Annotated in this window: 22 protein-coding genes; 11 read left to right on the forward strand and 11 right to left on the reverse strand. The window is 31.4% G+C overall.

Features of this window, described 5'->3' with window-relative positions; genetic code table 11:
* Positions 1-63: 63 nt before the first annotated feature.
* From RG22_RS12585 to RG22_RS12595, 3 genes are all read right to left on the reverse strand, one after another.
* The gene (locus RG22_RS12585; protein ID WP_034043818.1) at positions 64-1914 is read right to left on the reverse strand and encodes a PspC domain-containing protein; all 1851 of its coding nucleotides are present in this window, start codon (positions 1912-1914) and stop codon (positions 64-66) included.
* Positions 1911-2252 (reverse strand): PadR family transcriptional regulator, encoded by a 342-nt coding sequence (locus tag RG22_RS12590; protein ID WP_034043821.1) that lies wholly within the window; start codon positions 2250-2252, stop codon positions 1911-1913. The genes RG22_RS12585 and RG22_RS12590 overlap by 4 nt, the downstream gene beginning before the upstream one ends.
* A gap of 273 nt (positions 2253-2525) precedes the next feature.
* Positions 2526-2972: a DUF4870 domain-containing protein gene (locus RG22_RS12595; protein WP_034043824.1), complete on the reverse strand. Its 447-nt coding sequence runs from the start codon at positions 2970-2972 to the stop codon at positions 2526-2528.
* Between the two features lie 143 nt (positions 2973-3115).
* Between RG22_RS12595 and RG22_RS12600 the strand changes: the two genes are divergently transcribed.
* The 3 genes from RG22_RS12600 to RG22_RS12610 all read left to right on the forward strand — a co-directional run bounded on the left by RG22_RS12600 (position 3116) and on the right by RG22_RS12610 (position 4804).
* Positions 3116-3571 carry a DUF4442 domain-containing protein gene (locus tag RG22_RS12600; RefSeq protein WP_034043827.1) on the forward strand — a complete coding sequence of 152 codons (456 nt, stop codon included), beginning with the start codon at positions 3116-3118 and terminating at the stop codon, positions 3569-3571.
* A gap of 111 nt (positions 3572-3682) precedes the next feature.
* The gene (locus RG22_RS12605; RefSeq protein ID WP_034043830.1) at positions 3683-4483 is read left to right on the forward strand and encodes a TIGR00266 family protein; all 801 of its coding nucleotides are present in this window, start codon (positions 3683-3685) and stop codon (positions 4481-4483) included.
* A gap of 123 nt (positions 4484-4606) precedes the next feature.
* Entirely contained in the window at positions 4607-4804 is a 198-nt protein-coding gene (locus RG22_RS12610) for a hypothetical protein (protein ID WP_034043833.1), read from the forward strand.
* 30 nt (positions 4805-4834) lie between these two features.
* On the opposite strand, the gene RG22_RS12615 is transcribed toward RG22_RS12610, so the two are convergent.
* The gene (locus RG22_RS12615) at positions 4835-5776 is read right to left on the reverse strand and encodes a LysR substrate-binding domain-containing protein (protein ID WP_034043836.1); all 942 of its coding nucleotides are present in this window, start codon (positions 5774-5776) and stop codon (positions 4835-4837) included.
* A 104-nt stretch (positions 5777-5880) separates the two neighbouring features.
* Between RG22_RS12615 and RG22_RS12620 the strand changes: the two genes are divergently transcribed.
* Together RG22_RS12620 and RG22_RS12625 are read left to right on the forward strand one after the other, a co-directional pair.
* Entirely contained in the window at positions 5881-6354 is a 474-nt protein-coding gene (locus RG22_RS12620; protein WP_034043838.1) for a Dps family protein, read from the forward strand.
* Positions 6355-6483: 129 nt separating this feature from the next.
* On the forward strand, positions 6484-7257 hold the full coding sequence (locus RG22_RS12625) for a 3-keto-disaccharide hydrolase (RefSeq protein WP_034043841.1): 774 nt from the start codon (positions 6484-6486) through the stop codon (positions 7255-7257).
* A 72-nt stretch (positions 7258-7329) separates the two neighbouring features.
* Here RG22_RS12625 and RG22_RS12630 read toward each other — a convergent pair whose 3' ends face one another.
* The 5 genes from RG22_RS12630 to RG22_RS12650 form a co-directional block, all read right to left on the reverse strand.
* Positions 7330-8661, reverse strand: coding sequence for a DUF58 domain-containing protein (locus RG22_RS12630; RefSeq protein WP_420804779.1), 1332 nt, complete (start codon positions 8659-8661; stop codon positions 7330-7332).
* Positions 8662-8754: 93 nt separating this feature from the next.
* A complete protein-coding gene (locus tag RG22_RS12635) occupies positions 8755-9786 on the reverse strand; it encodes an AAA family ATPase (RefSeq protein ID WP_052143847.1) in 1032 nt (343 codons plus the stop codon).
* 41 nt (positions 9787-9827) lie between these two features.
* On the reverse strand, positions 9828-11033 hold the full coding sequence (locus tag RG22_RS12640) for a DUF4350 domain-containing protein (protein WP_034043845.1): 1206 nt from the start codon (positions 11031-11033) through the stop codon (positions 9828-9830).
* Positions 11033-11758 (reverse strand): hypothetical protein, encoded by a 726-nt coding sequence (locus tag RG22_RS17330; protein WP_156113384.1) that lies wholly within the window; start codon positions 11756-11758, stop codon positions 11033-11035. The genes RG22_RS12640 and RG22_RS17330 overlap by 1 nt, the downstream gene beginning before the upstream one ends.
* The gene (locus tag RG22_RS12650; protein WP_034043848.1) at positions 11755-12744 is read right to left on the reverse strand and encodes a stage II sporulation protein M; all 990 of its coding nucleotides are present in this window, start codon (positions 12742-12744) and stop codon (positions 11755-11757) included. Before RG22_RS12650 ends, RG22_RS17330 begins: the two co-directional genes overlap by 4 nt.
* Positions 12745-12900: 156 nt before the next feature.
* Here RG22_RS12650 and RG22_RS12655 point away from each other — a divergent pair, with 156 nt between their 5' ends.
* Together RG22_RS12655 and RG22_RS12660 are read left to right on the forward strand one after the other, a co-directional pair.
* The gene (locus RG22_RS12655; protein ID WP_034043852.1) at positions 12901-13620 is read left to right on the forward strand and encodes an RDD family protein; all 720 of its coding nucleotides are present in this window, start codon (positions 12901-12903) and stop codon (positions 13618-13620) included.
* 129 nt (positions 13621-13749) lie between these two features.
* Positions 13750-14352 carry a trimeric intracellular cation channel family protein gene (locus RG22_RS12660; protein ID WP_034046059.1) on the forward strand — a complete coding sequence of 201 codons (603 nt, stop codon included), beginning with the start codon at positions 13750-13752 and terminating at the stop codon, positions 14350-14352.
* A gap of 52 nt (positions 14353-14404) precedes the next feature.
* On the opposite strand, the gene RG22_RS12665 is transcribed toward RG22_RS12660, so the two are convergent.
* The gene (locus RG22_RS12665; protein ID WP_034043855.1) at positions 14405-15109 is read right to left on the reverse strand and encodes a peptidylprolyl isomerase; all 705 of its coding nucleotides are present in this window, start codon (positions 15107-15109) and stop codon (positions 14405-14407) included.
* A 57-nt stretch (positions 15110-15166) separates the two neighbouring features.
* Positions 15167-15766 (reverse strand): RNA polymerase sigma factor, encoded by a 600-nt coding sequence (locus tag RG22_RS12670; RefSeq protein ID WP_052143730.1) that lies wholly within the window; start codon positions 15764-15766, stop codon positions 15167-15169.
* Between the two features lie 133 nt (positions 15767-15899).
* On the opposite strand from RG22_RS12670, the gene RG22_RS12675 reads away from it, so the two are divergent.
* From RG22_RS12675 to RG22_RS12690, 4 genes are all read left to right on the forward strand, one after another.
* On the forward strand, positions 15900-17072 hold the full coding sequence (locus tag RG22_RS12675) for a FecR family protein (protein WP_052143731.1): 1173 nt from the start codon (positions 15900-15902) through the stop codon (positions 17070-17072).
* A 216-nt stretch (positions 17073-17288) separates the two neighbouring features.
* The gene (locus tag RG22_RS12680) at positions 17289-20741 is read left to right on the forward strand and encodes a TonB-dependent receptor (RefSeq protein WP_162183650.1); all 3453 of its coding nucleotides are present in this window, start codon (positions 17289-17291) and stop codon (positions 20739-20741) included.
* A 40-nt stretch (positions 20742-20781) separates the two neighbouring features.
* Positions 20782-22548: a RagB/SusD family nutrient uptake outer membrane protein gene (locus tag RG22_RS12685; RefSeq protein ID WP_081997723.1), complete on the forward strand. Its 1767-nt coding sequence runs from the start codon at positions 20782-20784 to the stop codon at positions 22546-22548.
* A gap of 194 nt (positions 22549-22742) precedes the next feature.
* A complete protein-coding gene (locus RG22_RS12690) occupies positions 22743-24263 on the forward strand; it encodes a sulfatase family protein (RefSeq protein ID WP_034046067.1) in 1521 nt (506 codons plus the stop codon).
* Position 24264: the final 1 nt, after the last annotated feature.

Raw genomic sequence — 24264 nt, forward strand, 5'->3', positions numbered from 1 at the left:
TGCATTGTATAAAACAATTTTAAATTTAAATATCTGAGTTGTTGTTTTTTAATGATGAATTGTTTAGTTTTCTTTAGATTTTATTGAAATGCCAGCACTATCTATATTTACATTAACGGCATCACCTTTGGCTTTTATTCCGTTTTTATTAATTTTTAAACTCGCACTATCAACCGTTACTTTTACGCCTTTTTCATTTATTTTTAGGCTGGAGCTTTCATCTTTTAAATCCACCTCTACTTTGTAATCTTCTTCTTTTTCTTCAATCGGGCAGTCTAAACATTCAATATCATCTTCTAAAATTTTCAAATAATGATTGGTGTCATTATGAGTAACAATAGTTCCGTGGTAATTTCTGTAATAGAAAAACGAGCTTGAATTTTTATCACATTTTAATACTGAACCCTCAGGCAAGTATAAAGTAAGCCTTACTTCTTGATCACTATATTTATTTTTGGTGTCTGTTGTAAAATAAGAATCCATAAGCAGCACATTATCTTTAAGAGCATAATTATAATTGATGTTTTTAGCACGTTCTATGGCTTTTTCATAATCTCTACCATCGGCACTTTTAGTAATACTTATAGTTGCTAACGAATCGGTTGTCGATTTAACAATAATAGCAACATCCGATGAATAAATGGTTTTTTCACCATTTTCATTGTGCGCTACTTTAAAATTATTACTGTGTCTATTAATATAATCTGTGTAAAGATCGTTTCCAACCATTTTTAAATTAATAGTGTCGTTTGCAGTAATATTTAGTTCCTTTTTTTCAACTACAGCCTCATCAAAAGCATGTTCGCTGGCTTGTCTAACACCTATAACTACCAATCCAATAATAGATATTAACCAGACGCCTAGGAGTGTAAATTTTGCAATATTGCCAATCGATTTTAAATTATTTATCAGAATTTTCAATCCTAAATAGAATAGGAAAAAGAATGGAATTCCTACAGTGAAAAATGTTAATAATGATACCAACCAAATAGGAGTGTTTCCAGCATTTACAATTTCTACAAGATCAAGACCTGGTATATGAATAACATCAACAACACCTAAAGAAAGCAATGTTACAATTAAAGCTATAAGCGTTACAGCACCAATAAAAATTAAAAGAATACCTATAAATTTTGCAAATACTTTAAAGAAAAACATAATGATTTCTCCAATGGTATCGAAAAATGTTCTTGACGATGATTTTATTTTACTGCCCTGTTTGGTAAAATCTACTTTTTTTGCGGCATCCGAAACCGAATTACTCACATTTTTAGCAGCGCCAGAAACAGAATCTGTTACATTTTTTGCGACATCGGTTACAGTTTCAGAAACGTTATCAAACCCATCTTTTATTTTTTTTTCAATGTTGCTAATGTTAACAGGCTCTCCAGTCATCATTATTTTTTCTGAAGTTGTTTTGGCTTCCGGTACTAAAATCCAAAGTAAAATGTATAAAAGAATTCCAGTTCCAGCTCCAAATATTAAAACAATCCAAGCTAAACGTACCCAAAGCACATCAATACCAAAGTAGTGCCCTAATCCAGATGATACACCTCCAATATAAGAGTTGTCGGTATCTCTAAATAATTTTTTAGAAGGCGCCGATTTTCTTTTATATGTAGGTTGCGGCTCATCCTCAAAAATTTCATCATCGACTAAATAATCTTCAGGTTGGCCCATTATGGTAATTACTTCGTCTACCTCTTTAATTCTAATAACTTGTTTGTCGTTTTGTACGCGCTCGCTAAAAAGTTCAGCAATACGTGCTTCAATGTCCGATATAATTTCAGAACGACCTTGAGAGTCAGTAAATGAACGTTTTATAGCCTCAAGATAGCGTTGCAATTTTAAGTATGCATCCTCATCTATATGAAAAAATATACCTGCTAAATTTATGTTGACTGTCTTATTCATTTTTTTGTAGTTTTTTGGCTTGTTACTATAGTTACTGCGTTGTGTAATTCGCTCCAGGTGATGTTTAATTCTTTTAAAAACAATTTACCTGTTTCTGTTAATCCGTAATATTTTCTTGGTGGTCCAGAGGTAGATTCTTCCCATCTGTAATTTAAAAGACCTGCGTTTTTAAGTCGTGTTAACAAAGGGTAAATAGTCCCTTCTACAACAAGCAACTTTGCATCTTTTAGGGTGCCTAAAATTTCTGCTACATATGCATCGTCGTCCTTTAAGACCGATAGTATGCAGAATTCTAAAACCCCTTTGCGCATCTGTGCTTTTGTGTTTTCTATCTTCATGTTCTTAAGCAATTTAATATTGTGAAACTGTTCATTTTTTGATTGATTTGATGATTTATTATTGATGAAATTTTCATTTTGTTACTTCGAGTGATTCCGATTTTTTATCGGAATTGTACCGAGAAGTTGGGCGTTACCCTGCGGGTCGGGCTTTCCGTTACAAGTCCGCGCTATGTCCCGATAATTATCAGGAGCTCGCTGTGGGCTTTCCTCTGTAATCCCTAACGTGGGCTAATCAGCAGTTTTTAGTGTGTTCAGTCCGCAGTCATAATTTTATTTTAAAAAATTAATAGTTAAAGGGTAATTATATATTTCGCCATCTCTAGCTTTTAAACTGGCAATTACAATAAAAACAAGCTCTAAAATAAAAGCTATTATAGCGAAAGCACCTAAAGCTCCGCCTATATAAAGTAGTGGCGATGGTTTGCCAATATTAATATGAAAATCATGGAAACCATTAAAGTCTATAAAATCCAATCCGCTAAATATCTTAAAAATAAAAAACGGAATAGTTAAGGTTCCTAAAATAATGGCATATAGTAAAATACTCATCTGAAAATTAATAGCTTGCTTGCCATGAGCATCTATAAAATCAGATTTATCTTTGTTGGTAACCCATAATATAATAGGGCCAATAAAGTTTCCAAATGGAATTAAAAACCTGCTAAAGGTTGATAAATGAATAAAAGTGGCGATGTTTTTTTGATGATTGTCTAACATGATTTTAAAACATATAATAGTTTCTTATACAAATATATGTCTAAAAGAAGGTACTTTGTTACGCATAGTACTAAAATTTAACAAAAATTTAACAAATTGATATATCAATTATTTTCGATAATTTTGGTAAAATTCAATCTATAATGAAGTTAACACCTAGTAAAATAAACACATTCAATATGTTTAAACTGCCTGCAGTTTATTTAATGGGTGTTAAAGTTAAATCTATTAATAATAATGCTTGTATAGTAACTGTTAAACATAGGTGGATAAATCAAAACCCATTTAAATCCTTATTTTGGGCAGTACAAGGTATGGCTGCAGAACTTACAACTGGAGCTATTGTTATGGCAAAAATTGCAGAAAGCGGTAAAAAGATTTCTATGCTGGTAACCACCAATAATGCCACATTTACCAAAAAGGCAACAGGCAAAATAACATTTGTTTGTAACGATGGCGAATTAATAGATAAGGCGTTGCAAAAAACTATTGAAACTGGAGAGGGACAAACCATTTGGATGAAATCTGTTGGTACAAATAAAGAAGGAATAGTGGTTTCAACCTTTAATTTTGAGTGGAGTGTAAAGGTGAAGGGTTAAGTCGTTTGCTGTAAAGTCGTTTATTTGATTTGCAACTTAACAACAAACAAAAAAATGTAACAAAACACAAAACAAATCAACATATAAACAAATCAACAAAAAACATAAAAAATGACAGCACACGAAATAGACTATCGCATCTACGGCGAAGAAATGCAATACGTAGAAATTGAACTCGACCCACAAGAAGGTGTCGTTGCCGAAGCAGGAAGCTTTATGATGATGGACGATGGCATTAAAATGGAAACCATTTTTGGAGACGGATCTCAAAAAGACACAGGGTTTTTAGGTAAAATATTAGGTGCAGGAAAACGCATACTAACAGGAGAAAGTTTGTTTATGACGGCTTTTTATAACGATTTAATAGGCAAACGAAATGTGTCTTTCGCATCGCCATATCCTGGAAAAATTATCCCAATTGATTTAACCGAATTTGGCGGAAAATTTATTTGTCAGAAAGACGCATTTTTATGCGCAGCAAAAGGGGTTAGCATAGGTGTTGAATTTTCCAAAAAATTGGGTAGAGGTTTGTTTGGTGGTGAAGGTTTTATCATGCAAAAATTAGAAGGCGATGGTATGGCATTTGTTCATGCAGGAGGTACAATGGCTAGAAAAGAATTACAAGCTGGTGAAACATTGCGTGTAGATACAGGCTGTATTGTAGGTTTCGACCAAACCGTAGATTACGATATCGAGTTTGTAGGCGGTATTAAAAACACCGTGTTTGGTGGTGAAGGTTTGTTTTTTGCTAAACTTCAAGGACCAGGAACAGTATATATACAGTCGTTACCATTCAGCAGATTAGCTGGTCGTATTTTGGCATCGGCTCCAAGGGGTGGAGGCAAAGATAAAGGAGAGGGTAGTATACTTGGTGGTTTAGGTGATTTATTGGATGGGGACAATAAATTTTAAGTGTTAAATTTTCTTTAATTTGAAAAAGCAATACAATTTTTTACTAACTTTAAATGTTTAATAAAATATATAAGCCTATACACAAATCTACTTTTAATTTAAACCAAAATCCTAATAGTAATTATGGCAAGAGCAATGCTAGAGTATACTAAAACTGTACTTAAAAAAGTTAGTTTTGATACTACGTTGTTTTGCAAAGAAGTACAAAAGGCAGTAAGTAGATTACTACCTTACGAGATTGAAGAGCTTAAAATTTTTATTCATTCTCTAGTGCTGCAGAACCCAGAATTAAATCAATGTTTAATCTATTTAAAAGCATAAAAAAAAGCGACCATTGGTCGCTTTTTAGTTTTATTTATTAGGAATGGGACTTATAATTTCGACATTCTGAAAAGCAATTGCTCCACGAACAATACCAGAAATAACATCTTGTAAAGCTTCAATAATCTGTATTTTTAACTCATTTTTATGGTATATTAAACTTACTTCTCTTGCAGGAGGCGGGGCATTAAAATGATGCAAGTTTTCCTTTTCCTTTTCTTTTATATCTAATGTATGTAAATAGGGTAAAAGCGTCATGCCTAAGCCTTCGTTTGATAATTTTATAAGTGTTTCTATGCTACCGCTTTCTAATTGAAACTGATCGTCTGTATGATTTTTAAAAGCCTTACAAAGATTAATAACGCCATCTCTAAAACAATGCCCATCTTCAAGAAGTAACATATCGCTTATATCTAAATCTGATACACTAATTTTTTTATTAGAATGCAAACGATGACTTTTAGGAATATAACTTACAAAAGGTTCAAAATAAAGTACGCGTTCTTTAATCGTTTCATTTTCAAGCGGAGTTGCAGCTATGGCTGCATCTAAATGCCCTTCAGTAATACGTTCAATAATTTCTTCGGTGGTTAACTCTTCAATTTTAAGTTTTACTTTAGGATGTTTTTTTATAAAAGATTTTAAAAACATAGGTAATAAAGTAGGCATGATGGTTGGAATAATGCCCAACTTAAACTCACCGCCAATAAAACCTTTTTGTTGATCTACAATATCCTGAATTCTATAGGATTCGTTAACAATATTTCTAGCTTGATTAACAATTTTTTTTCCAATCTCGGTAAGTTCAATAGGCTTTTTACTTCTATCGAATATTTGTACCCCCAATTGGTCTTCAAGTTTTTGAATTTGCATACTCAACGTAGGCTGCGTAACAAAACATTTTTCTGCAGCTTTAGTAAAGTTTTGGTTTTCGGCTACTGCTAAAACGTAATATAATTGTGTAATCGTCATAAGTATCAATTTAGATTATAAAAATATAAAAACTATCAATAAAATTTATTAAAATAACAATTAATTATAAATTAGATTTGTAGTAAATAAAAAATAGATATAAAATGACATACAATAGTATAGGTTTAAATACCTCAAAAACAAAAGATTTGGCAAATGATTTGAATTATTTATTAGCAAATTTTCAAATATATTATCAGAATTTAAGAGGCATACATTGGAATATTAAAGGAAAACGTTTTTTCGATTTACACGTTAAGTTTGAAGAATTGTATACCGATGCCAATGTAAAAGTTGATGAAATAGCAGAACGTATTTTAACTTTAGGAGAAACCCCTTTGCATACGTTTGAAGATTATTCGGCAAAAGCTCAAGTGAAAGTTGGTAAAAATATTTCTGAAGATGATAAAGCGGTACGATTAATAGTGGATTCGTTAACCGAACTTTTAAAAATTGAAAGATCTATTTTAGAAAAATCTGATGATGCTAACGATGAGGGTACAAACTCGATGATGAGTGATTTTATTACTGAACAGGAAAAGACTATTTGGATGATGACCGCTTGGTTGGATGAATAGTTAATTAATAAACTAAATTAAAAACTCGAATTAACTATTCGAGTTTTTTTATGCCTACTATTTTTGTTTTAATAGTATAATTGAAATATATTCAGTGCTTAAAATCTATTTCTGAATAAATCAAATTAAATGAAAAAATTAAAGATTTTTTTACCAATAATTGTAATAGTATTCTCTTGCAAAACAACCAAAAATGATGATTGGCAAGAGCTATTTAATGGTGAAAATTTAGATGGTTGGGTGACTAAAATACATCATCATGATTTTGATGATAATTATGCAAATACTTTTAGAGTAGTTGATGGCAAAATACAAGTAAATTACGATAGTTATGGTGAATTTAATGAGCGCTATGGTCATTTGTTTTATAACAAATCATTTTCATCATATCATTTAAAATTTGAATATAAGTTTACAAATCAATGGTTAAAAGATGCACCAAGTTATACATACAGAAATAGTGGTGTTATGTTTCATTCACAAGATCCAAAAACAATTTTAAAAGAACAAGATTGGCCAATTTCAGTAGAATATCAAACTTTAGCTGAAGAAGTAGAAGGTAAGCTTAGATCAACTGGGAATATGTGTTCTCCAGGTACAGAAGTGTTTTTTAATAACGAAATGGATGCTAGGCATTGTATTAGTTCTAGCTCTAAAACTTATAAGTGGAATGAATGGGTTAAAGGAGATTTAATAGTTTATAAAGATTCTTTAGTTATTCATAAAGTAAATGGAAATGAAGTGCTTAGGTATACCAAACCGCAAATAGGTGGAGGAGTTACAAAAGGGTTTAATCCAGATATTAAAACAGATGGGAAGTTGCTTACTAGTGGTTATATTGCGTTACAGTCTGAAGGGCAGGGCATTGAATTTAGAAACATTAAGATAAAAGAGTTCAATTAATCAATTAACTTCTCTGCTAGTTTAATTCTGAAAGCCTCTTTAGTTGAGGATGAGTTTTAGATAACGCCCAAATTATAGTAAACCTCGCGCTTTAATTTCTAAATACTTGTTAATAGTATTGATAGTTAGATTCTCTGGCGTGCTTAATATGGAATAGATGCCATATTTTTTGAGTTCGTTGACAATTAAACGCTTTTCGAAAGCAAATTTCTCTGCAATTATTTTATCGTAAACTTGTTGTACGGTTTCGGCTTTTTCGGTTATTAAACTATTTAACTCGGTGTTTTTAAAGAAAACAACCACCAATAAATGGCTTTTAGCAATGGCTTTTAAATAGGGTAGTTGCCGGTTTAAACCATCTAAAGTTTCAAAATTGGTGTACATTAAAATAAGACTTCGTTGAGTAATGTGTCGTTTTATGTTGCCGTACAATTTGCTAAAATCACTTTCAAAAAAATCTGTTTTTACATTATAGAGCGATTCTAAAATAAGTTGCATTTGCGAACTTCGCCTTTCTGCAACTACGATATTTCCTATCTTTTTGGAAAACGAAAGCATACCTGCTTTATCATGTTTTTTTAAAACCACGTTACTGATTACAAGTGTAGCATTAATGGCATAATCTAAAAGGCTTAAACCGTTGAAAGGCATTTTCATAACACGACCTTTATCAATAATGGAATAAATGGGTTGCGATTTTTCGTCCTGAAATTGATTGACCATTAATTGGTTGCGTTTTGCCGTGGCTTTCCAATTTATGGTACGCAAATCGTCGCCCAAAACATAATCTTTAATTTGTTCAAATTCCATGGTATGCCCAAGTCGGCGGACTTTTTTAAGCCCATATTCAAGTGCATTTTGATTAATATTTAAAAGCTCAAACTTTTTTAATTGTTTAAAACTCGGATACGTTGGCACCACCGCACCATCATTAAAAGTGAAGCGTTTTGCTACTAATTTTAAAATGGAAGACGCATAAACGTTTAAATTTCCGAAATGATATTCACCACGTTCAGTCGGTTTTAAATGGTATTGAATCGATTTTGATTTGCGAGAAGCAATCGTATTTTTAATTTTAAAATCTCTTACTTGGAATTGCTCTGGTATTTCGTCAATAATTTCCAAATGAATAGTAAAAGGATAGTTGTTGTTAATACTTAAATCTATAGCGTTTTTATCGCCGTTTGAAAATTTATCTGGTAAAATTCTACTAGCCTCAATTTTATTTTTACCAATAAAAACAATAAGAAAATCTAAAATAAAAAACAACACAAGTACTAAAATTGAAAGTTGAGCGATGTTAAATAATAGCGGAACAAAATAACTTAAAGCAAACAATACTACAATGCCAATGCCTGCGTAAAAAAATCGGGGTTGTATGTAGAATGGTTTAAAGAGTATCAATTTTGTTAGTTGTTAGTTGTTAGTTGTTAGTTGTTAGTTGTTAGTTGTTGGTATGGTGTGACTGCAAACTGCTCACTGAATACTGCCAACTTTTTACCTCGGTATCTCAACAGTTTCAATAATTTGTTTAATAATTTGTTTGCTAGATACACCTTCCATTTCGCGTTCTGGAGTTACAATAACCCTGTGGTGCAATACAGGAATTGCAGCTCGCTTGATATCTTCTGGTGTAACAAAATCACGACCAGACATTGCTGCAAAAGCTTTACTGGATTTAAGTATAGCTATGGATGCTCTTGGTGATGCTCCCAAGTATAAGAAGCGATTACTTCGTGTGGCTACAATAAGTTCTGCGATGTATTTTAGTAAATGTGCTTCAACTAAAATTTGAGTTACTAAATTTTGATACTCAGAAATTTGTTTGGCTGTTAAAAAAGACGAAATAGTTTCTGTTTTCTCAGTATCTCTTAATTTATGCTCTCTGGAAAGGATTTCTATTTCTTCATTTAAATTTGGATAATCCACATCGATTTTAAACAAAAATCGATCTAATTGTGCTTCGGGCAAACGGTATGTGCCTTCTTGCTCAATAGGGTTTTGAGTTGCTAAAACCATAAACGGGGAATCTAATTTATACTTGTTGCCATCAATAGTTATTTGTTGTTCTTCCATCACTTCAAACAAAGCCGCTTGTGTTTTGGCTGGGGCTCTGTTAATTTCGTCTATTAAAATCATATTAGAAAAAATAGGACCTTTTTTAAACTCGAATTCGGAGTCTTTTAAATTAAAAACAGAGGTTCCTAAAATATCACTCGGCATTAAATCTGGTGTGAATTGAATACGGCTAAAACCAACACTTAAAGATTTGGCTAACAGTTTTGCGGTAATGGTTTTTGCAACACCGGGAACGCCTTCGATAAGCGAATGCCCTTTGGCTAAAAGTGATGCGATTAACATGTCTACCATATCTTTTTGCCCCACGATAACTTTACCGATTTCCTGTTTTATTTTTTCAACACTACTTTGTAGTTCAGATAAATCTAATCGATTTTTAAATTGCAAATTGTTTTCGTCTTGAAGTGCGCTATCATCAATTGATGATACTACATTTTCTGATTTTGGCATGAAATTTTGATGGTCTTTTTCTTCTTTATTTTCGTCCATAATTATTTTAAATAAAAAGCTTCGATTAGCTTGTTCAATTTTATTAGGTTTTCTTCAAAAAACTCATTTTTAGTTCGTAACCAATTTATATAATCAATTAGTCTTTTAATATCTTCTTTTTTCTTTCCTGTTTTCGATGTTAATTTTACTATAAATTCTTCATTTAAAACAGAAGTATCTATATTAAAATCGGTTCTAATACGTTCAAAAAAGTACGTTATTTTTTTATCTATTAAGTTTTTATGATTTTGAGTTTCGAAATATAAATTAGAAATTGTTTTAACAAAAGCTACAGTAGTATTCTGCAAAGGTTTTATAATTTTAATAATGCGTTGTCGTCGTTTTGCGTTAAAAACCATAAATAAAAGACCAAAAATTAAAGCGGTGTACCACGCCCATTTAAAGGACAATTGCTCTAAAAACCAACTGAGATTCGATTCTTTTTCAACATTACCATCGTACCCTGTTTGTATTTTTGTGTACGAATCAAAATACACATCCTTTTCCGGTAAATAGGATATTACACCTTCAGCATATTTGTATCTATTGTCTTTTAAAAGATTATAATTAGTAAAGGCTTTAGGCTCTAAATGCAGGTATATTTTACCTTTTCCAAAAGGTGCTTCAATAAAATTCACGTGTTTGTAATCAGTTTTAGAATGCCCTAAAACTTTATAATTTATGGTATCAAACTTTGAAAAATAGTTGTCGCCTTCGTTTTTATCGATAGCAATATCATTTATATCCAAATATTTTAAAGATTGATATGAGACACTGTCTGTTGTGTTTTCAATGTATTCAATACTAATATTTAAGGTGTCGTGAATTTTTTGAGTGAAGTAATAATCTGAAATAAAAAGTGTGTTTCCGGAATCAACAAAATGTAATAATTCATCTATTGAATCATCTTCTAAATAATCTGAATTTCCTATAATCACAAAATTACCTTCAGCAATATGATCGCCGTAACTGTCTTCAGAATGTGCTTTTAAATAACTGGCAGGTTGGTGATAAACCGTTCTTACTTTATGATTTTTAAAAAGGCTAGGTAATTCTTTATAAAAAACACTTACACCGTAAGGTTTGTTGCTTTTTTCGTTAAAAGATTCTTCCCAATCAACTGTTCGTGTAGATTTTATACCAAAAGTAATTGCTGCTGTGACGATTAAAGCGGCAATAATAAAAATTATAGGAATTATTTTTTTCATCACTTTACCTGGTTTAAAAGGGTTGAAAAATGATGCCTCGCTTTGTTGTACTTCTCCTTATTTAAAGGGAATTCGCCATACCAAATGTAATTGTATAAATAGGAAGCGTATGCAAATTTTTTGCTGAAAGGTTTGTTGTTTATTTCATTTAAATATTCTACATTGGTTTTATCGTCCTCAAAAATTATATGATTTTTTAAGCTTAAATGTTTTAAAACAAGCAAGTAATAATACCGAATGGCAAGCCTAAAATCATTGTCTTTTTCAGCATTACTTATTAACGTATTAATATCAGCGTTTTCAATGTTTTCAGCAGTAATCTCTTCGTAATTATTAAGGGGTCTATTTTGTTTGGTTGAGAACAAACCAGCACCACCTTCGTTAAGTAAAATGTAAACCAAATATATTACGGCAATTGCCAATGCTAAATAAAATAACCAAGCAAAAGGGCCAAGGTTAATGCTGAAACTATCAGTGTTATTTCTCTCTTTTTGTACTGGTCTTCCGTTTTTATAATCTTCATATTTGCCCGAACCACTTGTAGTTTGGTTTACAACCTCTTTACCTTCGTAATTATACTTTCTGCTGGAATAGCGTGATTTAAAATCATCGTCAAATTTTCGAACTTGCTCAGGTTCTTGAAAATTAGTAACACCAAAAACCGTTTTAGAATTTGCAAAAACGAAAAGCAAGAAAACAACAATATGTAATGGTATAATTTTCAAATAGAAGATGGGTTTATAAGTGGTATATGCGTTATTTCTTTTTGCACTTTAAAAGGATAAATTAAATAGTAGTAACTAATGATTCCGAGGGTGATTAAAATGATTCCAACCGATAGCCAATGTGGCATAATATTAGAATAACGCGTTACAAATCCTTCTAAAAAACCAGCGGAAAAAGTAAACGGAAACGTGCTTATTAAAATTTTAATACCAGTTTTAGCACCATGTTTAAAGGATGTGTATCTGGAATGCGTGCCAGGAAATAAAATACTTGCACCAAGTATTAAACCAGCGGCACACTCAATAACGATGGCAAAAATTTCCATAGCACCATGAATCCAAATACCACGAACACTTTCCCAAAACACGTCTTCCTCGTAAAAGAAATACTGGAAAGAACCTAGCATGATACAGTTTTTAAACATAATGTAAAGGGTGCCAACACCTCCAAAAACACCTAAAACAAAGGCAATAATACCCACACGTAAATTGTTAATTGTAATGCCTATAAAGCTCCCCCAGTTGCTTCCGCTTTTATAAACTGCAACAGGATCGCCGGCTTCAATATTTTCTAAAGACATGTTTACATAATTATCGCCTAAAACCGAACGTACAAACTCACCATCATTGGCCGCCGAAATCACGCCAATAAATGTGAAAGTAAAAAAGATGATAAAAGCGATATAAATAAATTTTCGATATTGATAACAAATTAGCGGAACTTCAGTTTTCCAAAAATCAATAATCCTATTGCTATTTTCTCTTTTTGTTTTGTAAATTTTCTGAAACGCTTTGGCAGCTAACTGATTTAAATATACAATTACCTTACTTTTAGGGTAATAGGTTTGCGCGTAAGCTAAATCGTTAATTAAATGAATGTATTGAGAGGCAAGTTCGTCAGGATCTTTAAAGTCATTATTAAAAATGGCTTTTTCAAAACTCAACCATTTTTCCTTATTTTGTTTGATGAATGAAACTTCCCTCATATATTTTTTCTGTAAAAACTAAATTTTGTATCAAAAAACTACAAAATTTAGTTTCACCTCAATAACCAACTTTGTTAATCCATGTAATTTTTTCTTTTGTTTTTATCAATTTTCAAAATAAAAAATTCATGTATTTTTGATAAATTAAAATATAAAATGTCAGAGTTACAAATTAACACGACTCAAAATGTAAAAATAAAATTCACTGCCGTTGGTGCAGGCGAACGTTTGTTAGCATTCATCATAGATACCGCTATTAAAATCGGGTATTTATTAGTGTTGAATTGGACGTTTGGTGTTTTTGAAAATATGGATGAATGGTCTCAAATTGCCATTAATACCGTATTGAGTTTTCCAGTTATGTTTTACACGTTGGCTTTAGAATCCCTCTTAGAAGGGCAAACCATTGGCAAACGTGTATTAAAGATTAGAGTGGTGAAAATTGACGGTTATCAGGCTTCATTAGCAGATTATGTGGTGCGTTGGTTTTTTAGAATTGTAGATGTTTACATTTTTGGCTTAGGTTTTTTTGTAATTATGTTTAGCAAAAAACAGCAACGCTTGGGAGATATGGCAGCAGGAACAGCAGTAATAGCATTAAAAGATAAAGTAAATATTAGCCATACTATTTTAGAAAATTTAAAAGAAAATTACAAACCAACATACCCAAACGTTATTAAGTTATCAGATAACGATGCACGTATTATAAAAGACACATTTACTGTTGCAAAGGCATCTAAAGATTATCAAACACTAATAAAGTTGAGAAATAAATTAGTTGAAGTCGTTGAAATTAAAACCGTAAAGCAAAAAACAGACATTGAGTTTATCGATGTTATTTTAAAAGATTATAATTTTTATACTCAGAATATGTAAGTAGAGAAACCATTTTTGTTTTGCAAAAATGGTGTGAATCGCTTACCCTGAGCATAGCCGAAGGATCTTTTTAAAACTAAAATAACATCATGCTGAAACAAGTTCAGCATGATGTTTAAAAGAAACATTATGTTCTACACCATAGATATATTAGGAACTATAGCATTTGCTATTTCTGGCGTACTCGTTGCCATTAGCAAAAAAATGGATTTATTTGGCATTCTAATCATTGCTTTTGTAACCGCAGTTGGTGGTGGTACACTTCGCGATATGCTTATAGGTAATACGCCTGTAAGCTGGATGAAAGACATAAACTATACCTACGTTATTTTAGCTACAACCGTAGTTACTATAGTTATAAAAAGTAAAATCGACTATTTGCGTACCTCGTTATTTTTATTTGATACCATTGGTATTGGTTTGTACACCGTTGTTGGTGTAGAAAAAGGAATCTCTGCAGGATTGGATCCCATTATTTGTATTGCTCTTGGAACTATATCAGCGTGTTTTGGAGGCGTAATTCGAGATATTTTATGTAACGAAATTCCTGTGATTTTTAGAAAAGAAATTTATGCAACTGCATGTATATTAGGGGGCTTATCGTATTTTTTAATACGAAAACTACCGCTAGATGATAACCTTGTGTTTGTAATTGCAGGTAGTGTAGTAATTGTTACAAGATTAATTGCAGTTATATTTAAAATTGCGTTACCAACTATTTATAAAGATTAATTTATTTTGGGCTTTGCTCCTAAGCGGAGTCGAAAGGTTTCAATCCCTAATGCTAATCAATAATTTCAACATTTCTAATATAGATGTTTTTATCGGGCCAATCACCATCATCAGTTTCAACTCCAGCAATTTTATCTACAACATCCATACCTTTTATAACTTTACCAAAAACAGTATAATCGCCATCTAAAAAATGTGCACCACCTTTTTGTGTTACAATAAAAAATTCAAAAGGAGATGCTAATTTATGCGGATTATCAATTTCGCCACTTGGCATCGAAATAACACCACGATCATGTTTAAAACCACGTTTTGTGTCAGTTGGCAATAAGTATTTGCCGATTTCGGCCCGTTTTCTAGCTGTTTTTCTATCATCACTATTACCACCTTGCGCAATAAAATTATCGATAACACGATAAAATTGAGTACCATTAAAATATTTTTGCTTTGTTAAAAAAATAAAGTTGGAGCGGTGGTATAAGGTTTCGTTAAACAATAAAATATCAATAGTTCCAAAATCGGTTGTAATTTGCACTTTGTTTTCTTTATGTTGCTTGTTGTATTCTTGAAAAAAATACATCGCATTTTTATCATTTAGTTTCGGGAATTCTCGCTTAGTTTTTTTAACAACATCCTTTACTTTCTCTTTCTTTTCAAATTTGGCTTTAAGATTTTCGTTGACCTTATTCTTGTTGGTTTTTTTATTTTTACAACTAAGAAATAAAAAGAAAACACTAAACAATAAAATGTACCTCATAAATAAGTTTTCATGTCGTTTTTAAAAATAATGCAGGTTTTTTCACTACAAAAAGTGCTATCTATTATCCTTTTTAACTATGTTACCCAGCAAAAGAAATAAAATATTATGCACTTTTTCTTTGGCTTTTTTTCTAATAATTGAATAAGCCTTAGTAATATGTGCTTCAACAGATTTAATAGAAATATTCAGATACTCAGCTATTTCAATATTGCTTAACCCTTCTTTTTTACTTAATAAAAATGTTTTCCTACATTTTTTAGGTAAGTTATCTATTTCTTTATTAATAAAGGCAATTCTTTTTTTCAATAGTTCTTGGTTACTTTCTTGTATTGTTTCGTCTAAAGCTTCAATATAAGCTTGTTCTAAAACCGAGATAGATCTGTTTTTATGGTATTGATTAATAAATTCATTATAGACAGACTTGTATAAAAAGTTTTGCACAGAATATTTCTCATTGAGTTTTGACCTAAACTCCCAAGTTTTTAAAAAAACATTTTGAATAATATCTTTAGACATGGCATCATCATTCGTTAAACTATATGCATAAACAAATAACTTATTATAAAACTCATCTATCAAATATGCATAAGCTTTTTCATCTCCAAGAACAAGGTGTTTTACTAAAGTAGTAGCATTCTGAAAATTAATATCCATATAATACGTGTAACTTTTTCAAGTAATATGAACAAAGATGTAAAAAAAACTCGGCTTGATATTGTTTTTTTATAAAAAAAAGTTAGGGTTTTTAAAATTGGCTTTGTAATATATACATACACATTTTAATTACATGACTCCAATTAAAAGCAAAACTGAAAATCTTATTGTTAAGTACATTAGCAAATCTGCTACTGCTAAAGATTTAGATGAACTCATCCTTTGGGTTGATAATGCTGATAACCTTAAAACATTTAAAGCATACGTAAAAGACCATTATGCGATAAACTTTAGCATGATGAACATTAATAATCGCTCGGATAAGGATAGAATTCTTCAAGAGATTAAAAAAGAAAAGAAAAGGCTTTATCAAAATAGATTTAAATCACTTTACAAGTATGCCGCAGCAATTCTTTTATTTATAGGTGTTGGGTATTTCATTCAAAAACAGTTTTTTACAAAGAATAGTGAAATTATTATTTCTGAAGAAAAAATAACACTCCAACTAGAAAACGGTAATATTGAAATTTTAAATGAAGATGGCTCCTCGCAAGTAGTTGATGTTAATGGAAATATTATTGGGCGTCAAGAAGGAGCACAGTTAACGTATGCCAACGAAACTGAAACTGAAGATAATACATTAAAATATAATACACTATCAGTGCCATATGGTAAACGGTTTGATGTAACGCTTTCTGATGGTACTCATGTGCATTTAAATGCAGGTACAACATTTAAATATCCAATAAAGTTTATTAAAGGTTTAAGTCGTAAAGTCTTTTTAATCACAGGGGAGGCTTATTTTGATGTTACGAAAGACGAAAACCACCCGTTTATAGCCAATACAGATAATATAAATATTCGTGTTTTAGGCACGAAATTTAACATTTCATCTTACAAAGAAGAAAGTCAAATAAATACAGTGTTAGTAGAGGGATCTGTAAGCATCTTAAAAGATGGAGAAACATATAATGCGTCATCCTCAACTGTTTTGCCTATAGAGCATATGGCTACTTGGAACAAAAAAGGTGAAAAGTTAGTAATAACAGAAACAGAGGTTGAAGATCATATTGCATGGATAGAAGGGAGACTCATACTTAATGAAGTACCTTTTAATACTATCATGAAAAAGTTAGAGCGTCAATATGATGTCACTTTTGTTAATAATAATAAGGTATTAGAAAGTAGGGTGTTTACTGCTCGATTTGATATTGAAGATATTAATCAAGTTATGACCAGTTTAAGTGAAGCAGCAAATTTTATTTATAGAATAAATAACAATAATCAAATAATTATTAATCCATAAACACAAGTTATATGACAAGAAACTAACATTAATTTCAATCCAAAACAAGTCACTTTTATTATATAATATAAAAAAACCGGAAAATGCTAGCACATTTCCCGATTTAAAAAAGTGATTTAAAATTTTAACTCTTTAAATCAAACCAAAAGTATGAAAAAATTCCTTACGGAGATGCGTTCTTGTCTTAGAGCCTTTCCAATTAATTTTAATTTAAAAATGAAAATAACAGCAATTTTGTTTGTTTTTGCATTTACACAAATTAATGCAGTAAATTCATTTGGTCAGAACACCAAAGTTTCATTAAAAATGAATCATGTGTCTATCCAAAATATATTAGATGAAATAGAACAAAAAACTGATTATAAATTTTTATATGAAAAAAATGTTTTTCAAAATAAAAAGGCAGTTAGTGTTAATGTAAAAAACAAGAAATTATCTGATGTATTAGATACGCTTTTTGAAGATCAAAATGTAACTATAGTATATTTAGAAAAGCAAATAGTTATTAAGCCTAAGCTTAAAACAAGTGATTTATCGCTTCCGAAAATTACAAATCCTAAAACTGAAATAGTACAACAGAGCATAACAGGTTTGGTAACTGATGAAAATGGTGTGCCTCTTCCTGGTGCTTCTATTTTAGAAAAAGGTACTACTAATGGAACTCAATCAGATTTTGATGGCAATTATGGATTAACTGTAAACTCTAACGCCATTTTAGTGATTTCATATATAGGATATAAAACTCAAGAAATAACAGTTGGCACACAAACAACAATTAATATACAATTGAAATCTGATGCGGCAGCTTTGGATGAGATAGTGGTTGTGGGTTATGGCACACAAAAGAAAGCAAATGTTACTGGATCGGTAGCTAGTGTAAAAATGGAAAATGTTGTAAAAATTCCAACAGCTAATGTTAAAAGCTTACTTATAGGGCAAATTCCAGGTTTAATAACTAATCAAAATCCTGGATTACCAGGTCAAGACAATGTGTCTTTAAATATTCGTGGTTTTGCTGATCCTTTAATAATTGTTGATGGTATTGAGTCTTATATTGATAGACTAGACCCTAATGATGTTGAATCTATTACCGTTTTAAAGGATGCATCTGCGGCTATATATGGTACAAGAGGTGGTAATGGTGTTATTTTAGTAACAACTAAGCGTGGAAAAAAAGGTAAAACGCAATTTAATTACCATGGTTGGTATGGTATACAGCACGAAGTTGCATTACCAGAGTTTGCTAATGCTGCGGATTATATTGAGATAGAAAGACATGCTATTTTCAATACACAGTACGACCCTTTAGACCCTAATAAAGTTATAAATTATGGAAATGCCACTGAAGAAAGAATGAATCAATACCGTTCTGGAGAATTGACTAGTTACGATTGGAAAGATAGATTAATAAAGAATAGTGGAGCACAAATAGCAAATCATAATTTTAGTGTAAGTGGAGGTAATGAAAATATAAGCCACTATACATCTATTGGGGCAATGAATCAAAATGGCATATTAAGAGGTGATTATGAATACGCAAAAATAACCTTCACTCATAATATGGATACTAAAATTACCAAAGATTTACATATGTCACTTAATGCATCCTATATTGATGAAGTTAAAGATTATGCTTTTGGTAATGAAAATGAAATATTAAATGATTTAAGGACATCTCAACCATTTTACAATTATGAATTACCAGACCCAGATAGAGTTCCGTTTTCTGGTTTTAGTCAAAGATCTATTATAGGAAGAATGTTTAAAAAGTTTGCAGGATACAATTTGCAAAAAACACAAACACTAGCTGCTGCAATGGATGTTAAGTACGAAGCACCTTTTTTACCTGGATTAACAATTGGATCAAAAGTAAATATTAGATTTAGAGATCGTTATACTGAAATATTAAGCAGACCTTACAAGGTTTATTCTTATGATCCTGATTTAGTAACTGATACTTTTGATGGTTACACAAGCGAAGGTGATCAATCTGGTAATGAGTTCTTTAAGAGTTATACATCTGGTGGTAATGACCCAAGACGTAGAATAGTCTCAAGGTTTTATGGGCAATTTAATAAAAACTATGGTAAGCATGAAGTTGGGTTATTAACTTTTTTCGAGCATGAAAACAATAAATATAATAGTTTAGGTGCTATGAGATTAGATAATTTATCGGTAGACGTTCCGCAAATTCGAGGAGATAATGAATTAACGGAAACTTTTGGAATTCCTAGACAAATAGAATATACTAGAGTAAGTTATGCCGGTAGGTTTAATTATAATTATGATAATAAATATTTATTAGAGGCTACACTTCGTGCAGATGCCAGTTCTAAATTTGGACCTAAAAATAGATGGGGCTACTTCCCTTCAGTTTCTGCGGGTTGGAATATTCATAAAGAAAACTTTTTAGAAAATAGCAATACATTAAATGAATTAAAACTAAGATTGTCTTACAGTCAATCTGGTATAGATTCTAATGTAGGTAATACAACTTTTGATTATTTAACTGGTTTTTCGGAAAGTCCTGGGAACGTCTATATATTAGATGGTGTAAGTGTACCTATTATTTTTAATGCAGGCTTAGTAAACGAATTATTATCTTGGGAAGAAGTTACTATGTATAATGTAGGTTTAGATTTTTCATTGTTTAAAAGTAAAGTTTATGGAGAAGTAGATGTTTTTTATAGAGAAAGAGATAAGGTTTTAGGACGAGATCTTGGAAGCACATCATTAATATTTGGCGCCAGCTTACCTTTAATAAATGTAAATAGCTTAAATAATAGAGGTTGGGAATTGGCATTAGGATATAGAGATAATATTGGGGACTTTAGATTTGATATAAAAGGTAATGTAGCATACTCTCGTGAAAAATATGACCATATAGAACAAGACATAGACTTGGATAATCCAAGAGATGTTAAATACAATCAACTTTCAGGAAATTGGACTAACAGATTTTTTGGTTATAGAACAGATGGCTTATTTAACTCTCAAGCAGAAGTAGACGAGTATATTGCTACACATACCATTGAAGATATTGTAGGAACTCCTAAACCTGGAGATATTAAGTATCTTGATGTAAACGGAGACAATATAATTAATTTAGATGACCGTGAGGTAATTGGCCGTAGTGCATTATTTAATCAAACTCCAAATTTAACCTATGCTTTGCAAACCATTTTTTCTTATAAAAATTGGAGTCTAGTTACACAATGGCAAGGAGCTTCTTTGTTTAACATAAATGTAGGCGGACATGTAAGAGCACCATTTGCTACACAACAAGTGCCACTAGCATTCCATACAAAATACGCATGGGTACAAGATCCTTCTAATCCAGGAGTATCATCAAATCCTAATGCTCAAATACCTGCTTTTGATAGCTCTGGTGTTAGAACTTGGAACAATCAAAATTCAGATTTTTGGTTAAAAGACGGTACTTATGTTAGATTAAAATCGGCAACTGTAGCTTACAGTTTACCTAAAGAAACGCTAAATAAAATAGGAGTTTCTAATTTAGAATTATACGTGTCTGGAGATAATTTATTAACATTATCTAAATTAGGTATTTATAAAGAAGACCATGATCCAGAACAGCTTTCGGGCGCTACAGGTTTTGGATTACCCCTAATGAGAACATTTACTTTAGGTGTAAAATTAGGATTATAGAATAAGCTATTAAACGTGTAATAATTAAAAAAACATTAAAATGAAAAAAATATTTTATATACTACTTATAGCAATTGGCGCTTTTATGAGTTGTGAAAATGATTTGGTTAAAGAACCAGACTTTCTTTCAGAAACATCAATTTTTGAATCAAAAGAAATAACAGAGGCTTATTTTGCTAATGTTTATAATGACATGCCATTTATGGATAGGTCTGGGCAAAGTCAAAATGGGTTAGGAACTATATCTGCTGTAGGTATGGAATACACGGCTTTTGCAGTTTGGCAGAACCCAAACAATGCTGTGAGAAGAAACTATTCGCAAGAAAATGGAGCAGGCGGGTTAACATATTGGCCTTATGCAAATATACGTGACGTTAATTATATTTTAGAGAATATAGTAAACAGTCAATCATTTGATCAAAACTATATTGATTCTAAAGTTGCAGAAGCAAAGTTTTTAAGAGCATTTATGTATTTTGAGATGGTAAAACGTTACGGAGGTGTCCCTTTAGTAACTAAAGTTTTAGATAAAGATGCTCCTAATGAGGAAATGTACCCACCACGAAACACTGAAAAAGAAGTTTATGATTTTATTTATAGCGAATTAAATGAAGCCATTGCTTTATTTTCAGATAATAAAACAGGAGCTAATGGTAGAGCTGATAAGCATGCGGCTTTAGCTTTACAAAGTAGAGCTATGCTTTACGCTGCAAGTATTTCTCGTTTTGGTCAAGTTCAACTAAACGGAGCAGTCGGAATTCCTTCAAGTGATGCTCAAGGATTTTATCAAAAAAGTTATGATGCTTCCGAAGCTTTAATGAGTGCCGGATTTAGTTTGTACAATAAATCTAGTGATAAGGTGAAAAATTATGGTGATTTATTTCTTGATGAAGGAAATAGCGAAATCATTTTTGCTGAAAAATTTGAGGCAGTTACTAGAGGACATGATTTGGATCTTTTGGCAATACCACAAGGGTATGATTCTCCTTGGAATTCTAATTTTCAAGTGTTTTACGATTTTATAGAAAATTTTGAATATGTAGACGGTAGTCCAAATATACCTCGAAGTCAATTAACTACTGCAAACACATGGGATATGGATGAGTTTTTTGGAAAAAAAGATCCACGTTTTAGAGCGTCTGTATTTTATCCAGAAACTGTATATAGAGACAAACCTGTTTATTTCCATCATAAAACTACTTATACAGAAGGAGGCGTAGTAAAAACGTCTACAAATGCTAATGAAATTATTGATTATAATGGAAAATTATGGCAAGGAGCTGCTTTTCCAAGAAATATTAGAACGACGTCACTATTATTAAGGAAAAAATTAGATCCAACTTTAATTGCTCCTAAAAATGGAGGTAATGAATCAGGACAGGATTACTATATATTTAGATATGGAGAAATCCTTTTAAACCATGCAGAAGCAGCATTTTATTTAAACAAACCAGATGAAGCTCTAACTAATATTAATTTAATTAGAGACAGGGCTGGAATGCCAGCTAGAACTGTTGCTACAGAAGAAAATATACGTTTAGAGCGTCAATTCGAGCTTTGCTTTGAAGATCACAGATTTTGGGACCTTATTCGTTGGAGAACAGCAACTACAGTAATGGACGGTGTTAGAACACAAGGTTTAAGGTTTGAGTATAATTTAGATACAGATCGTTATACTATAACACTTAGAAATGCATCTTTTGCAGAACCTAATGTTAGAACTTTTGGGCCAGAACGTTACTATTTGCCGTTTGGTCAAGTGTATATATCCGATAATCCTAATTTGGTGCAGAATCCAGGGTACTAATATTTTAATTGAATTATTAGAGTTAGTTTTTTAGTTTTTTTTGTTTAAAGAGTGGTTGGTCAAAATAAGATTGACTGCTCTTTAAAATTTTAATTAAGAAAAATAAGCTTTAAAATGATAAGTTTAAAATTGAATAAAACAGTATAATTAAATTTGAATACGAGCTCAAGATGAGCTCTAATGGAAAGTATCTAATGAAATTAACTAAACTAATTATTACAGTTCTTATATTTGGATTATTACTAAATTGCCAATCTACAAAAAAGCAAACAAAAGAGTTGCCACTAAAACTTAATAAACCAAATATTGTAATCATTTATGCTGATGACTTAGGATACGGTGATGTTAGTTGTTATGGGGCAACAGAATTGATGACTCCCAATATAGATCGTATTGCCAACGAAGGCATTCGTTTTACAAATGGCTATGCAACATCACCAACTTGCACACCAAGTCGTTTTTCCTTATTGTCAGGCATCTACCCTTTTAGAAGTAAACGTGCGCAAGTATTACAAGGTAATGCACCTCTACTTTTCGAATTAGGGAAACAAACACTACCATCTATGTTGCATGATGCAGCCTATTTTACAGGAGTAGTTGGTAAATGGCATTTAGGTTTAGGTGATGAAAATATGGATTGGAATAAAGAAATTAAACCAGGACCTCGAGAAATAGGATTTGATTACTCGTATGTCATGGCATCAACTAATGATAGAGTTCCTTCAGTTTATGTAAAAAATCATCGTATTGATGGATTAGATCCAAATGATCCTATTGAAGTAAGTTATCGTAAAAATTTTGAAGGCGAACCTACAGGAAAAGAAAATCCAGAATTACTAAAAATACACCCAAGTCATGGGCATGATATGAGTATTCATAACGGGATCTCAAGAATTGGCTACATGCGCGGAGGTAAATCTGCTCTTTTTATTGATGAAAATATGGGAGATGATTTCTTAAAGGAATCTGTAAAGTTTGTAAACGATCATAAAGATGAACCATTCTTTTTATTCTATAGTTTGCACCAACCTCATGCACCAAGAGTACCCCACCCACGTTTTGCTGGAAAATCTGGTTTAGGACCAAGAGGAGATGTGATTTTAGAAGCAGATTGGGCTGTTGGACAATTTTTAGATGAATTAGATAAGTTAGGTATAGCTGAAAATACAATTGTTATTTTTTCAAGTGATAATGGGCCTGTTTTAGATGATGGATACAAAGATGACGCCATTGTAAAAATTGGTAAGCATACACCTAGAGGAGGTCTCAGAGGTGGTAAGTATAGTTTGTTTGATGCAGGAACTCACGTTCCCTTTATGATTAAGTGGCCGGCAAAAATAAAACCTAGAATTTCTAATGCTTTAGTTTGTCAAATAGATTTTACAGCTTCTTTTGCATCTATGCTTAATCAGAAAAATACAACTCCAGATAGCGAAAATATTTTGGATGCATTTCTTGGTAAATCTGATGTTGGTAGAACAAGCTTAATTTTAGGTCAAAACAATATTACAGCATATCGCAAAGGCGATTACGTATTAATCCCTCCTCATAAAGGTCCTAAAATAAATTGGGTAAATCATGAAACTGGAAATGATTTGAATAATCAGTTATACAATTTAAAAGAAGACAGAAGTCAGCAACAAAATTTAGCAACTCAAAATCCAGAAATGGTTCAAAGTATGCTACAAGAGATTGAAATTATAAAAAATAAATAAT

This window comes from Wocania ichthyoenteri Th78, assembly GCF_000789235.1.
Taxonomy (GTDB): Bacteria; Bacteroidota; Bacteroidia; order Flavobacteriales; family Flavobacteriaceae; genus Wocania_A; species Wocania_A ichthyoenteri.